Origin of the sequence: Gordonia araii NBRC 100433 (assembly GCF_000241265.1) — a bacterium.
Taxonomy (GTDB): Bacteria; Actinomycetota; Actinomycetes; order Mycobacteriales; family Mycobacteriaceae; genus Gordonia; species Gordonia araii.
Genome location: NZ_BAEE01000030.1, coordinates 1 through 13,330, shown reverse-complemented (window position 1 = coordinate 13,330; position 13,330 = coordinate 1). Strand labels below are relative to the sequence as shown.

Genomic DNA, 13,330 nt, shown 5'->3' with positions numbered 1-13,330 from the left:
ACAACAACCGCGCCGTCGGCAACAACCCCCGCCAATGGGAAACCATCTACCAGCGAACCGGCCCCCACACCGGACGAGTCGGATGGCGGCTGCGCTGCCACGACGGCCTCGCCGGCACCACCCGCATCAACCAGGCCCACCACCCCGACGACCTGGCCCGCAACACGATCAACAAGATCCGCGACAAGGGCGGCAAGGGATCCAGCCGCTACCAGAGAGGACGCGAAGACGACGATCCGCCCGGAGAACCGGGCTCGCCCGTCGAGCACCGGCTCTGCACGCGGCTGGGTTACACCGTTCTATGAGCCGAGAGGCTATGAGCTGAGAGCTGGCCTGTGATCCGGTAGCCGCGCAGTGATCCGGTAGCCGCGCAGTAGGCTCCCAGTCGTGGATCTGCGCCGCTTCCCCGACGTCGAGGGCACCGGTCTCGTCGCAATAGATGCCGCGGACCGGCTGATCCTCGACGAGGTCGCGCCGCTGATCGGGTCGGCGGATCCGAAGCTCGGTCGAGACGAGGTCGCGGTCATCGACGACTCCTACGGCGCGCTCACCCTGGGTCTGCTCGACCTCGTCGGCGGAAGCGGTGAGATCCGGGTCCACCAAGACCTCGTCACCGGCGAGCAGGCGCTGGCCGCGAATGCCGAGCGCAATCAGGCCATCGGCTTCCGGTCGATGTCGTGGGACGCCGAGGTCGTCGCCGGTGCGCGCCTCGTCGTGTTGCGGCTGCCACGATCGCTGGACCGCCTTGCCGAGGTCGCGGCGCTCATCGCGGCGAACGCCGCGCCCGACGTGGTCGTCGTAGCGGGCGGGCGCGTCAAGCACATGACACCCCGGATGAACGAGGTGCTGCGGGAAGTCTTCGATCGCGTCGACGTCAGCCACGCCAGACAAAAGTCGCGGGTGCTGTTCGCCCGCGGGCCGCGTGCCGCCAGCGCCGACGAACGGTTGGCATCGTGGCCGCGCACCGCGCATCACGCCGACCTCGACCTGACCGTGGCCGCCCACGGCGGTGTCTTCGCCGGCACCGGTCTCGACATCGGCACTCGATTCCTGCTGCGACAACTCGCCGCGGCGTCGGGCACCGATGTGGTCGACCTCGGCTGCGGCAGCGGCACGGTGGCGACGTGGTACGCCCGTCACGACCCGGCGGCCAGGATCGTGGCCGTCGACCGCTCGGCGGCGGCCGTCGCCTCCACCCGTGCGACGGCGACGGCCAACGGCGTCGCCGACCGGATCGACGTGCGCCAAGGCGACGGCCTCGCGCCGCTGCCCGACGATTCGGCCGACCTGGTGCTGCTCAACCCGCCGTTCCACTCCGACGCGGCGGTGTCGACGGGGATCGCCGGGCACCTGTTCGCCGAGGCGGCGCGCGCCCTGAAACCAGGTGGCGAGCTGTGGTCCGTGTGGAATTCGCACCTTCGCTACCGGGGCGCGCTGGCTCGGATCGTGGGGCCGACCAGGCAGATCGCCCGCAACGCCAAGTTCACGGTGACCGCATCGACGCTGCGCTGAGGTTCCGTTCGGTGACGGCCGTCCCTTCCACCATGGTTTCGCCCATCCCGCGTCGATCGGTGCTGGAGCGGCGAAACGTCGCGGGATCAGCGCGGCAAGATCCCGTCGAGAACCACACTCAAGTATTGATCGGCGATCTCGTCGACGGGTTTCGCGCCGCCCGGGCGATACCAGCGGACTGCCACCCACACGGTGTCGCGCAGAAAGCGGTACACCAGATCGACGTCGAGGTCGGGACGGAAATCCCCTTCGGCGACTCCACGTCGCAGCACCGACTCCCACAGCTGGCGGAACTCGACGTTGCGCTCGCTGATGTAGCCGAACCGTTCTTGTGCGGCCAGGTGACGCGCCTCGTTCTGGTAGATCGCGACGGCGGTGTGGCGGGCGTCGATCGCCTCGAACGAGGCGATCACCAACTGCCGCAGGGTCTCGGTGGCCGACAGTCCGGCGTCGGTGATCTCGCGATACCGCGCGAAGAGCGCGTCGAGGAAGTCGCGCAGCAACTCGTCGACCATCGACTCCTTGGAGTCGAAGTGGTGGTAGAGGCTGCCGGAGAGGATGCCCGCGGTGTCGGCGATGTCGCGGACCGTCGTCGAACGGAGTCCGCGGTCGGCGAAGAGTTCGCCGGCGATGCCGAGCAATTCCTCTCGGCGGGATGCGCCTGATCCAGCCTTGGTCGCCACCGCGCCTCCTCGTATTCCGGGTCGCTTCACCCTAGCAAGTGCTTGGTTGCTAGCCTCTGAGCTATTCACTGGGGGAAGGTACATTTCGTGAACGCACGCAGACTCATCGTCATCCTGGCAGCTCTTGCCACTCTCGCCGGCGGCCTCGTGGCCACCGTGCCCGCGACCGCCGACGCGGCCGGCCCACCGTCGGTCCGCGTCTGCGCGCGAATCGGCGGCGATCCCTACGTGGGACCGATGACTGTCAGCAACCGCAACTTCTGGGACTTCGGCGCCAAGCGCACGCTGAACTCCTCACCCCGCGGATGCATGGTGTTCAAGGGCTTGCAGGCTCGCCGCGCCTACCGCGTCACCGTCGACCGCGTGTTCTCCAGCTGCAACAGCGGCACTCGCCCCGACGGGACGACCTACCGCTGGGGCAGCGAGGGCCGCGAGGTGGGCGCCAGCGCATGGAAGGTCACCAAGCGCACGGGAACCACCAATCTCGGCACGTTCCGGGTGCGCCGCACCTGGAACGCCTGCTGAACCGGCCCTCAACGGGTCGCGAGGGATCAGCTCGCGATCGAAAGCCTGCGACCTCCGGGACGGACGGGCGCCTTCGTTTGAGCGGCCGCCTTGGTGATCATCGGCAGTAGCCACAGGAAGATCCCGAGGTCGCCGACGACCGTCGATGTCAGACGGTTGTGGACGAATCCGACCGAGACGCCCGAGGCGCGATCGGCCCATCCGAAGCAGCCGCTGTAGCCCACGTGGCCGAAGCCGTTGGCGACCGGAATCGGCGCCCGGTGGAAACCGTGGTTCCACGACATCGGCAAGCCCAGGGCACGGTCGCGCTTCCAGCGGAACGGAGCCTCGAACGACGCCACGGTCGCCTCCGACAGGAACCGCTGACCGTCGACGGTGCCGTCGGTGGCCAGCGGCGCGTAGATGCGTGCCATCGCACGCGCGGACGCGACGCCGTTCGCCGCCGACATCTCGGCCTGCAAGATGGCCGGATTCTGCGCCTTGAACAGCCGCGCGCTCCCCGGGCCGGCGGTGACCCCGCCGGCCATGGCCCCGAGCGGACCGGGCAGGCGCGACATCGTGGCGAGGACCGGATCGCGCAGACCGGCGTTCCCGAGCTTGAACGGGTCGACGATCTCCGCCAGGCCGAGCGGGCTGCCCGCCGGCGGGGCGCCGAGCGACAGCTCGTCGATCCCGAGCGGTTCGGCCAGCTCCGATGCCCACAGTTCGCGCATCGATTTCCCCGTCACCGAACCGGCCAGGCCGGCCATCAGCCAGCCGAAGGTCAGCGCATGGTAGGCGGGCTCGCCGTAGTGGCGATCCGGCATGGCCGACGCGAGGCGCGCCTGCATCAGCTCGTGGTCGAGGAGTTCGGAGACGCTGCCGGCGATGCCCCGCAGCTGGGAAAGACCGCCGCGGTGCAGCATCAGCTTGCGGACCGTGATGCGCTCGCCGCTGGTGGCCGCGAACTCCGGCCAATAGGTCGCGACGGGCTCGTCGTAGTCGATCAGCCCGCGGTCGGCCAGGCGGTGCACGACGAGCGCCGACAATCCTTTCGACGCCGAGTACAGCATCGCACCCGTCGACGGGGCCCACTCGATCTCGCCCCGGCGATCACTGGTCCCGCCCCAGATGTCGACGACCGGCACGCCGTCCTCGTAGACGCAGAGCGCCCCGCCACCGTTGATCCGCCCCGCGAACAGTCGCCCGAAGGCGCTGCGCACCCGCTCGAAGCGCGGGTCGGTCTCCCCCTGAACCGTCATCGTTTCGCGTTCTTCCTGATCGAGCCCCGGAGGAAGCGGCGGAACATGGCCATCTGGCTGTCGGTCAGCTTGATGTCGCGGTCGGTGAACGGAGCCGACATCAACTCGGCGAAGCTGATGGGCATCGACGACACGGTCACCGCGCGGGCATGGCTGAAGGTCTCGAACCCGAACTTGCCGTGGTAGTTGCCCATCCCGGAGCGGCCGACGCCGCCGAACGGCAGGCCGTGGGAGAGCAGGTGCAGGGCGAAGTCGTTGCCGCTGATCGAACCGCTGCGAGTGTTGTCCGCGACATGCGCGAGCCGGTCGTTGTCCGGCCCTACCCAGTACAGCGTCAGCGGGTGACCCGCCGAGTTGACCTTGTCGATCGCCTCGCCCAGGTCGCGGTAGGGGTAGACGGTGAGGACCGGCCCGAAGACCTCGTCTTCCTCGATCTTCATGCCCGCTTTGACCCCGGTCAGCAACGTCGGCGGAATCTTGCGCGCCTGGGCGTCGGGCAGACTCTCCCCCGCCGGGACGACCTGGCGCTTGGTGGCGCCGAGTTCGACCGCGTCATCGATCAACCCGACGATGCGCTCGAAGTTCTTCTCGTTGATCGTCGAGGTGTACTGCTTGTTCGACAGGATCGTCGGGAAATTCGCGGTCCACCGTTCGACGACCTTGTCGGTGAACTCGCCGACCTTGCCCTCGGGGACGAAAACATAGTCGGGGCACAGGCAGACCTGCCCGCCGTTGACCATGCGCGCGTCGGCGAGGAACTTCGCGGCCTCGTCGATGCTGGCGTCGACGTCGACGATGGCCGGGTTCTTGCCTCCCATCTCAAGGGTGACCGGCACCAGGTTCTTCCCGGCCTCCGACGCCACCGAAGCGCCGACCTCCGGCGAGCCGGTGAAGAACATGTGATCGACCTTCAGCTTCGCGAAGTCGGATCCACCGCCGTGCTTGGCGGTGATGACGGCGAGTTCCTCGATCGAGAAGTAGTCGGGGGCGTGTTTGGCGATGACCTCCGTGGTCCGCGCGGTGATCGACGAGGGGCGCAACAGCACGCGGTTGCCCGCGGCCAGCGCCGAGCCGGCCGGGACGACGGTCAACTGCAGCGGAAAGTTCCACGGGCCCATGATGCCGACGACACCGAGCGGATCATGGCGCAGCCGCTGCTTGAATCCGAGCAGCCCCTGCAGCCGGGCGACGTTGGTCTCCTTCATCCACTTCTCGACGCTGCGCCGCTGGTGCGTCAGATCGATCATGCAGCCGGCGACATCGGCGGCAATCGACAGCTCGCGGGGCCGCGTGCCGAAGTCGGCGTCGAGGGCCTCGCAGATCTCGTCGGCGTTGTCGAGGAGGAGCGCCTGCAGGCGGTTGATGCGGTCGATGCGGGTCTTCGCATCGGGAATCCCGTCACGCAGGAACGCGGCGCGCTGGATCTCCAGCAGTTCCTCCATGGTGTGGGTTTCCGAGGAAACCTTGTCACCGGTGCGCACACCGGCTTCGGCAGGCTTGGTCATGTTGGGACTCCAATGCTGAGACAATCACCCTGATCTATCCCAAAGACTACCCTGCGGGTGGCGTCCATCACACCCCGGCCACCGGGCCGCCGGTCAGCGTTTGGTGAGGGTCACGCTGGGCAGCTTGAGCTGGTCGCCGGTGAGTTCCGCCTTGACGGAGCTTCCGTTGTCCGCGTTCAAGGTCAGCTCGGTGCCGCTGAGGACGAAGGTGCCCCGGTAAGCGTTGACCTTGCCGCCCAGATCCTCTTCCCAGGTGCCGTCGGGGTTGAGGCGAACCACCCAGTCGCCCGCGTCGTTCGCATACGTGCCCGCGACGGCACTCGGCGAGGTGTCTCCGGCCGGTGTCGACGTCCTGGTGTCCCCGGCCGACGCACTGGCCGGCGGCCGCGGCGCGGTCGTCCCATCGGGGTCGTCGGCGGCCGAACACCCGGCCAGTGCCAGCGCGCAGAACCCGACGACTAATGCCCAGCGTTTCACCATGCTGTCGACAGTAGCGTTAAAGGCGCTCGATGATCGTCACGTTCGCCGTGCCGCCGCCCTCGCACATCGTCTGCAGGCCGTAACGGCCGCCGGTGCGCTCGAGTTCGTTGAGCAGGGTTGCGAACAGTTTCGCACCGGTCGCGCCGAGCGGGTGGCCCAGCGCGATGCCGCCGCCGTTGCGGTTGACCTTGTCCGGGTCGGCCCCGGTCTCCTTGAGCCACGCCAGCACGACGGGGGCGAACGCCTCGTTGATCTCGACGACGTCGATGTCGCCGATGCTCATGCCCGACTTCTCCAGCGCGTGCGCCGTCGCCGGAATCGGCGCGGACAGCATCATGACCGGGTCGTCGCCGCGGACCGACATGTGGTGGATGCGGGCGCGCGGCGTCAGGCCGTACTCCTTGAGCGCGCGTTCGGAGACGACGAGCGTCGCCGACGCCCCGTCGCAGATCTGCGACGCCACCGCGGCGGTCAGGTCCGATCCGGGGGCGAGTACGTCGAGGGAGGCCATCTTCTCCAGCGACGTCTCGCGCGGGCACTCGTCGACGACGCAATCCCCCAGCGGCACGTTCTCATTGTCGAAGCGGCCCTCGGCGATAGCCGCACGCGCGCGCTCATGGCTCCGCAACGCCCACTCCTCCATGTCGCGGCGGCTGATGTCCCACTTCTTGGCCATCATGTCGGCGCCGACGAACTGGCTGATCTCGGCGTCGCCGAAGCGCTTGCGCCATCCGGGCGATTCGGCGGTCGGCGTGGTGAAGCCGAGCTCCTGCCCGGCGATCATGGCCTGGCTGATCGGGATGGCGCTCATGTTCTGCACCCCACCGGCCAGCACCACGTCTTGGGTACCGCTCATCACCCCTTGCGCGGCGAAGTGGATGGCTTGCTGACTGGAACCGCACTGACGGTCGACGGTGGTGCCCGGCACGCCCAGCGGCATACCCGCGGTCAGCCATGCGGTGCGCGCGATATTGCCAGCTTGCGGGCCGATCGTGTCGACACAGCCGAACACGACGTCGTCGACGACGTTCGGCTCGATCCCGGTGCGCTCGACGATCGCCGCGATCACATGCGCGCCGAGGTCGGCCGAGTGGACTTTGGCCAGTGAGCCGTTGCGCTTTCCGACCGGGGTGCGGATCGCGTCGACGATGTAGGCCTGGGGTGTGCTCATTCGGGGCTCCTAGGAGTTCGTTGCTGCCGGCGTCCTCGGTCAGGCGCGCTGGCTGGAGATCGAGACGATCTCGCCGGTCAGGTAGGTGGTGTAGTCGCTGGCGAGCATGGCGATGGTGGCGGCGATCTCCCAGACCTCGGCGGCGCGGCCGTAGGCTTCGCGCGAGGCGAGTTCGTCGAGGAGTTCGTCGCTGGTGACCTTCGCGAGGAACGGGTGGCGGGCGATCGACGGGGCGACGGCGTTGATCCGCACGCCGTATTCGGCCGCTTCGATCGCCGCGCAGCGGGTCAGCGCCATCACACCGGCCTTCGCTGCGGCGTAGTGCGCCTGGCTGTGCTGGGCGCGCCAGCCAAGGACCGACGCGTTGTTGACGATCACGCCGCGCTGGCCGGGCTGCGCGCCGACACCCGGTTCGGCGTCGCGGAAGTAGCGCAGGGCGGCCCGCGTCGCGCGGAACGTTCCGTTCAGGGTGATGTCGAGGACGCGGTCCCACTCGTCGTCGCCCATGTCGACGATCGGAGTCTCGCCGCCGAGGCCCGCGTTGTTGATGAGCACGTCGATCCCGCCGAGGTCGTTCGCCGCGTCGGCGATCAGCCCGTCGACCGCCTCGGTGCTTTGCACATCGCAGGGACGGGCGAATACGCGCTGCTCGGCGAACTCGCCGGCGAGTTTGTCGCGCGCCTCGCCGAGGCGCCGCTCATGCCAGTCGCTGACCACGACATCGGCGCCCTCGAGCAAAGCGCGGCGGGCCGAGGAGAAGCCGATCCCGGTCCCGGCGGCCGCCGTCACGACGACGCGCTTGCCGCGCAGCAGGTCGTGGCCGGCGATCTCGGCGGGTTCGGCGGCGAGCGGGGATGGTCGTTGCGTCATGCGCGGGCCTCTCGGGGTAGACCGAGGACTCGCTCGGCGATGATGTTGCGCTGCACCTCGTTCGACCCGCCGTAGATCGTGTCGGCACGGGTGAACAGGAAGAGTCGTTGCCATTCGTCGAGTTCGACGTTCTCGGGATCGGTGAGGTCGTTGGGAACGCCCTCGGTGGTGGTGGCCGGGCCGACGAGCGACGGCGCACCGACGACCTGCATCGCTAGCTCGCCGAGACGCCGATGCCAATTGGCCCACAGGAGCTTGGCGACCGAGGCGTCGCCAGCCGCGGTGTCGAAACCGTGCGTGGTGCGGGCGGCGCCGGATCCGCCCAGTTCGGTGTCGAGCGTGCGCTGGGCGTGGGCGCGCATGACCGTCAGCTCGATGCGAGCGCGTTTGAGCGCGGTGGCGATCTCCGGGTTGGCGATCGCCCCGTTCGCCCGCGCGACGGCGACCAGATTGTCGAGTTCGCGGGCGAACCCGACCTGCTGGCCCAGCGTCGACACCCCGCGCTCGAACTGCAACAGCCCCATGGCCACCGACCACCCTTTTCCGGGTTCGCCGACGATGAGGTCGGCCTCGGTCCGGGCGTCGTCGAAGAAGACCTCGTTGAACTCCGAGGTGCCGGTGAGCTGCTGGATGGGGCGCACGGTGATGCCCGGCTGGTCGAGCGGCACGAGCAGGAAGGAGAGCCCGGCATGACGCTGCGCTCGTGCTGGACTCGGCCCGCTCGCTTCGCTCCCGGCGCCGGCCGGCTCGGTGCGCGCGATGACGAAGACCCACTGCGCCTGGTGCGCCAACGAGGTCCAGATCTTCTGGCCGTTGACGAGCCAGTGGTCCCCGTCGAGGCGGGCGGTCGTGGCGACGCCGGCCAGGTCCGAACCGGCGCCGGGTTCCGAATAACCCTGCGCCCACAGCTCGGTGACGTCGACGATGCCCGGCAGAAAGCGCCGTTGCTGTTCTTCGGTGCCGTACTCGATGAGCGTCGGGCCGAGCAGTTCCTCGCCGAGATGGTTGACGCGCGCCGGTGCGTTGGCGCGCGCGTACTCCTGGTGGAAGATGATCCGCTGGCTCATCGTCGCCCCGCGGCCGCCGTGGCGCGACGGCCAGCCCAGGCAGGTCCAGCCCGCCCGGGCCAGATGACGGTCCCAGGCCAGCCGAGCATCGAAGAACTCGTGTTCGCTGCCCGGGCCCCCGCGGCCGCGCAGATGGGCGAATTCGCCTGCGAGGTTCTCGTCGAGCCAAGCCCGCACGGCGCGCGCGAACACGATGTCCGCGTCCGGGGTGGCTGCCGCCCATTCGCCGAGGTCGACGCTGCGGTCGGCGAGGTTGATCGACGTCATGACCCCTAGCTTAACCTACCAAGCATTTGCTAGGTTTTGACTATGGATGCGCCCGCCCAGACCACTCCCCAAGCGCTACGGCTCGCCGCGCGGACCTGGCCGGACGGGCCGGCGATCATCGACGACCAGTGGGGCGCGACGACCGTCCTCAACTGGCAACAACTGCTCGGCCAGGCGCGGGTCTTCGCCGCGGCGCTCATCGACGCGGGCATCGCCCCTGGCGACCGCGTCGCGATCTGGGCGCCGAACAGCTATCACTGGCCGATCGCGGCGCTGGGAACCCACTACGCCGGCGCCGTCCTGGTCCCGCTCAACACCCGCTACACCATCAGCGAGGCTGCCGACATCATCGAGCGCGCCGACGCCCGGGTGATCGTCACGGTCGGCGAGTTCGTCGGCACGAACCGGCTGGCCGACCTGCTGGGCCATGCGATCAGTGGCGGCCGCACCATCGTCGGCATCAGTCTCGATACGACGGCTCCGTCGCCGTCGGGCGCGATCAGCTGGACCGAGTTCTTGACGCGCGGCACCAATATCGGTGCCGCCGATGCGCGGGCCGACGCCGTCGAATCGACCGATCTCTCCGACATCCTGTTCACGTCGGGCACGACGGGCGCCCCCAAGGGCGTGCTCGCCGAGCACCGCCAGACACTCGCCGGGGCCCGCGCGTGGGGCGCCAACGGCGCACTCGGCCCGCACGACCGGTATCTGCAGGCGAACCCGTACTTCCACACCTTCGGCTACAAGGCCGGCATACTGCCGTCGCTGCTGTTCGGCACGACGATGGTGCCGCTCGCCGTCTTCAGCCCCGATGCGGCCATGCGGAAGATCGACGAGCACGCGATCACCGTGTTCCCCGGCGCCCCCACGGTGTTCCAGACGATCCTCGACTCCCCCGGCCGCTCGGGACACGACCTCTCGACGCTGCGCCTGGTGGTCACCGGCGCCACAGTCGTGCCGGTCGTCCTCGTCGAACGTCTGCAATCCGATCTCGGCGTCGAGACCGTCCTCACGGCCTACGGGCAGACCGAGACCAGCGGCTTCATCACGACGTGCACCGCGGCCGACGACGATGTGACGGTCGCGACCACCTGCGGGCGCGCCTATCCGGGCATGGCGATCAAGCTCGACAACCCCGACGAGAACGGTGCCGGGGAAGTGCTCGCCAAGGGAGCGATGGTGATGCGCGGCTACCTCGACGATCCCGCGGCGACCGCGAAGGCGATCGACGACGACGGCTGGCTGCACACCGGCGATGTGGGCACCATCGACGACAACGGCAACCTGCGGATCACCGACCGCCTCAAGGACATGTACATCTGCGGCGGGTTCAACGTGTATCCGGCCGAGGTCGAACAGGTGCTCGCCCGGGCCGACGGGGTTGCGGAGGTGGCGGTCATCGGTGTGCCGGATGATCGGCTGGGCGAGGTCGGGCGGGCCTTCGTCACCGCCAAGCCGGGGGCCGAGATCGACCCCGACGCGGTGGTCGCCCATGCCCGCGAGCACCTCGCCAACTTCAAGGTGCCGCGCTCGGTGGTCGTCGTCGACGGGTTCCCGCGCAACGCGTCGGGCAAGATCCTCAAACGCGAGCTGTCATAGCTCTGCCGGCTCAGGCGCGGCCGTGGCGCTTCTCGTACTCCAAGTGCTCGGCGGCGCTCTTACGACGGATCGCCTCGTCGGCCAGCGCCTGGTCGAGGCCGTGGCGCTGCAGCGTGGCGCGCCGGTAGTACTTGTCGAACACGAAGGTGAAGTACAAGGCGCCCAGCAGAATCGGCAGCGTGATCATGATCGTGTTGGCCACCCCGACGCTGGGGATCGCCGCACCGAAGGGCAGCAGGATCAGTATCACTGGGAAAATGAAACGCAGCACGACGCGTCGGGTCGCCCCCGGTCCGGCGTTGTCCTCGCGCACCCACGCCTGGTACCGCGCGGGCAGCGGACGCTTGCCGTAGGTGCGACGACCGTAGGCGTAGGGAATGAACTCCCACAGGGTCGGGCGCGGTCGCTGCTTGTTACTCACGCGCTCGATTCTATCGACGCGACCGCGCGGCAGGTGGCGCGGCCGGAGTCGGGCCGCCGTGTGCACGGTCGAGAGACCGCCTTCTAGCCGTAGCACCCGTGCTACGATCGGGGGATGGGCGCGGTCGAGTCCCGGATCGAGAGCCTGACGCAGCGCGAGTTGCGCAACCAGTCAGGGCGCGTGCTCCGGGCGGTCAGCGAAGGACAATCCTTTGTCCTCACCAATAGCGGCGTGCCGGTCGGGCGGATCGTGCCGCTGGACGCGCCCGCACCGGCATTGCCGATTACGCGTCCGGCCCGGCGCCGAGGCGGCTGGACGGCCCTGAACATCAAGCGCAAGGCCACGGCGCAATCACTCGCCGCGACACTGGACGACCTGCGCGCGGACCGGCTGTGACGCCACCGGTCGTCTACGTCGACACCTCAGCGCTCGGCGCGCTGCTGATCGACCGCCCCGAAAGCGCCGCGCTCGCGGAGTGGCTCGACAACACCTCGGCCACCTTGGTGTCCGCCGACCTGCTCGAGACGGAAATGCGCCGGATCGCAGTCCGGGAGGACCTCGACCCGTCCGACGTGACGGCGCTCCTCGAAGGAGTCGAGCTCGCCGCGCTCGACCGAGCCGTCTATCGCAGCGCCGGCCTCCTACCCATGCCGTACCTGCGAACCCTGGACGCGTTGCACCTGGAAGCGGCGATACGACTCGACGCGGCCGCAGTCCTGACCTACGACCGCAGACTTGGCGAGGCCGCCCGGTCGGCGGGGATCGACGTGATCTCGCCCGCCCCGGAATAGGCCCCGACCGCTGACGTGCGTAGTTAAAGCCGTATCGCTCAGTCGGTGCGCGGCTTAACCAGCGGGAAGAGCACCGTCTCGCGGATACCGAGGCCGGTCAGCGCCATCAGGAGCCGGTCGATGCCCATTCCCGTGCCGGCGGTCGGGGGCATGCCGTGCTCCATCGCGGCCAGGAACTCCTCGTCGAGGACCATCGCCTCGTCGTCGCCTGCGGCGGCCAGACGGGCCTGGTCGACGAAGCGCTCGCGCTGGATGATCGGGTCAACGAGTTCGGAGTAGCCGGTGGCCAGCTCGAAGCCGCGCACGTAGAGGTCCCACTTCTCGACGACGCCGGGGATGCTGCGGTGCGCACGCACCAGCGGCGACGTCTCCACGGGGAAGTCCCGGACGAACACCGGCTCGTCGAGCTTCGATCCGACGAGGTGCTCCCACAGCTCCTCGACGAGCTTGCCGTGGCCGTACCCCTTGTCCTTGGGAACGTCGAGGCCGTTGTCGTCGGCGATCTTGAGCAGTTCGTCGACGCTGGTGCCCTGCGCGACGCCGTCGACCTCCGACTGCGGCACGATGTCGCGGCCGAGCGCCTCCGACAGCGACGGGTACATCGACAGCGAGGTCCACTCGCCGGACAGGTCGTAGGTGGTGCCGTCGGGCATGGTCGGGGTGAGCGTGCCAAGGACGTTGCGGCAGACCGTCTGCACGAGGCCGCGGATGAGTTCGGCCGCGTCGTCGTAGGTGCCGTAGGCCTGGTAGGTCTCCAGCATCGCGAACTCGGGGCTGTGCGTGGAGTCCGCGCCCTCGTTGCGGAAATTGCGGTTGACCTCGAAGACACGGTCGATGCCGCCGACGACGCAGCGCTTGAGGAACAGCTCCGGCGCGATGCGCAGGTAGAGGTCCATGTCGAAGGCGTTGGAGTGCGTGACGAACGGACGCGCGGCGGCGCCGCCGTGCAGGGTCTGCAGCATCGGCGTCTCGACCTCGAGGAAGCCGCGCTCGTCGAGAAAGGCGCGGAGTTCGGCCATCACCCTGATGCGGGTGCGCGCGATCTCACGGGCCTCCGGGCGCACGATGAGGTCGACGTAACGCTGCCGGACCCGCGTCTCCTCGTTGAGTTCCTTGTGCGCGACCGGCAGGGGGCGCAGCGACTTCGACGCGAGGCTCCAGTCATCGGCCATGACCGAGAGTTCGCCGGTCCGCGACG

Annotated in this window: 14 protein-coding genes and 1 pseudogene; 6 read left to right on the top strand and 9 right to left on the bottom strand. The window is 68.9% G+C overall.

The window, feature by feature from the left end; genetic code table 11:
• Positions 1-305, top strand: a pseudogene (locus GOARA_RS20130) (DUF222 domain-containing protein); the annotation flags it as partial.
• A gap of 82 nt (positions 306-387) precedes the next feature.
• A complete protein-coding gene (locus GOARA_RS05170) occupies positions 388-1,512 on the top strand; it encodes a class I SAM-dependent methyltransferase (protein ID WP_007321251.1) in 1,125 nt (374 codons plus the stop codon).
• An 86-nt stretch (positions 1,513-1,598) separates the two neighbouring features.
• Here the strand turns inward: GOARA_RS05170 and GOARA_RS05165 are convergent, their stop codons facing one another.
• The gene (locus tag GOARA_RS05165; protein ID WP_007321250.1) at positions 1,599-2,195 is read right to left on the bottom strand and encodes a TetR/AcrR family transcriptional regulator; all 597 of its coding nucleotides are present in this window, start codon (positions 2,193-2,195) and stop codon (positions 1,599-1,601) included.
• Between the two features lie 87 nt (positions 2,196-2,282).
• Between GOARA_RS05165 and GOARA_RS05160 the strand changes: the two genes are divergently transcribed.
• Positions 2,283-2,720, top strand: a complete 438-nt coding sequence (locus GOARA_RS05160) for a hypothetical protein (protein WP_007321249.1) — start codon at positions 2,283-2,285, stop codon at positions 2,718-2,720.
• A 26-nt stretch (positions 2,721-2,746) separates the two neighbouring features.
• Here GOARA_RS05160 and GOARA_RS05155 read toward each other — a convergent pair whose 3' ends face one another.
• From GOARA_RS05155 to GOARA_RS05130, 6 genes are all read right to left on the bottom strand, one after another.
• A complete protein-coding gene (locus GOARA_RS05155) occupies positions 2,747-3,961 on the bottom strand; it encodes a serine hydrolase domain-containing protein (RefSeq protein WP_007321248.1) in 1,215 nt (404 codons plus the stop codon).
• Complete coding sequence (locus GOARA_RS05150; protein ID WP_007321247.1) at positions 3,958-5,466, bottom strand: aldehyde dehydrogenase family protein; 1,509 nt, start codon at positions 5,464-5,466, stop codon at positions 3,958-3,960. Before GOARA_RS05150 ends, GOARA_RS05155 begins: the two co-directional genes overlap by 4 nt.
• Positions 5,467-5,559: 93 nt before the next feature.
• A complete protein-coding gene (locus tag GOARA_RS05145; RefSeq protein ID WP_007321246.1) occupies positions 5,560-5,946 on the bottom strand; it encodes a PQQ-binding-like beta-propeller repeat protein in 387 nt (128 codons plus the stop codon).
• Between the two features lie 16 nt (positions 5,947-5,962).
• Positions 5,963-7,117 carry an acetyl-CoA C-acetyltransferase gene (locus GOARA_RS05140; protein ID WP_007321245.1) on the bottom strand — a complete coding sequence of 385 codons (1,155 nt, stop codon included), beginning with the start codon at positions 7,115-7,117 and terminating at the stop codon, positions 5,963-5,965.
• A 39-nt stretch (positions 7,118-7,156) separates the two neighbouring features.
• Positions 7,157-7,987: an SDR family oxidoreductase gene (locus tag GOARA_RS05135; protein WP_007321244.1), complete on the bottom strand. Its 831-nt coding sequence runs from the start codon at positions 7,985-7,987 to the stop codon at positions 7,157-7,159.
• A complete protein-coding gene (locus GOARA_RS05130; RefSeq protein WP_007321243.1) occupies positions 7,984-9,321 on the bottom strand; it encodes an acyl-CoA dehydrogenase family protein in 1,338 nt (445 codons plus the stop codon). Before GOARA_RS05130 ends, GOARA_RS05135 begins: the two co-directional genes overlap by 4 nt.
• Before the next feature lie 42 nt (positions 9,322-9,363).
• Between GOARA_RS05130 and GOARA_RS05125 the strand changes: the two genes are divergently transcribed.
• Positions 9,364-10,920 carry a FadD3 family acyl-CoA ligase gene (locus GOARA_RS05125; protein ID WP_007321242.1) on the top strand — a complete coding sequence of 519 codons (1,557 nt, stop codon included), beginning with the start codon at positions 9,364-9,366 and terminating at the stop codon, positions 10,918-10,920.
• 10 nt (positions 10,921-10,930) lie between these two features.
• Here the strand turns inward: GOARA_RS05125 and GOARA_RS05120 are convergent, their stop codons facing one another.
• Entirely contained in the window at positions 10,931-11,341 is a 411-nt protein-coding gene (locus GOARA_RS05120; RefSeq protein WP_007321241.1) for a DUF5313 family protein, read from the bottom strand.
• Positions 11,342-11,455: 114 nt separating this feature from the next.
• On the opposite strand from GOARA_RS05120, the gene GOARA_RS05115 reads away from it, so the two are divergent.
• Positions 11,456-11,737, top strand: coding sequence for a type II toxin-antitoxin system Phd/YefM family antitoxin (locus GOARA_RS05115; RefSeq protein ID WP_007321240.1), 282 nt, complete (start codon positions 11,456-11,458; stop codon positions 11,735-11,737).
• The gene (locus tag GOARA_RS05110) at positions 11,734-12,132 is read left to right on the top strand and encodes a type II toxin-antitoxin system VapC family toxin (RefSeq protein WP_007321239.1); all 399 of its coding nucleotides are present in this window, start codon (positions 11,734-11,736) and stop codon (positions 12,130-12,132) included. The genes GOARA_RS05115 and GOARA_RS05110 overlap by 4 nt, the downstream gene beginning before the upstream one ends.
• Before the next feature lie 38 nt (positions 12,133-12,170).
• Here the strand turns inward: GOARA_RS05110 and GOARA_RS05105 are convergent.
• On the bottom strand, positions 12,171-13,330 hold a 1,160-nt coding region (locus GOARA_RS05105), incomplete at its 5' end, for a lysine--tRNA ligase (protein ID WP_040521812.1).

Bases quoted from the DNA above. Each gene is read 5' to 3' on its own strand.
- GOARA_RS05155 (WP_007321248.1), bottom strand. From the start codon at position 3,961: ATGACGGTTCAGGGGGAGACCGACCCGCGCTTCGAGCGGGTGCGCAGC.
- GOARA_RS05150 (WP_007321247.1), bottom strand. From the start codon at position 5,466: ATGACCAAGCCTGCCGAAGCCGGTGTGCGCACCGGTGACAAGGTTTCC.
- GOARA_RS05145 (WP_007321246.1), bottom strand. From the start codon at position 5,946: ATGGTGAAACGCTGGGCATTAGTCGTCGGGTTCTGCGCGCTGGCACTG.
- GOARA_RS05140 (WP_007321245.1), bottom strand. From the start codon at position 7,117: ATGAGCACACCCCAGGCCTACATCGTCGACGCGATCCGCACCCCGGTC.
- GOARA_RS05135 (WP_007321244.1), bottom strand. From the start codon at position 7,987: ATGACGCAACGACCATCCCCGCTCGCCGCCGAACCCGCCGAGATCGCC.
- GOARA_RS05130 (WP_007321243.1), bottom strand. From the start codon at position 9,321: ATGACGTCGATCAACCTCGCCGACCGCAGCGTCGACCTCGGCGAATGG.
- GOARA_RS05125 (WP_007321242.1), top strand. From the start codon at position 9,364: ATGGATGCGCCCGCCCAGACCACTCCCCAAGCGCTACGGCTCGCCGCG.
- GOARA_RS05115 (WP_007321240.1), top strand. From the start codon at position 11,456: ATGGGCGCGGTCGAGTCCCGGATCGAGAGCCTGACGCAGCGCGAGTTG.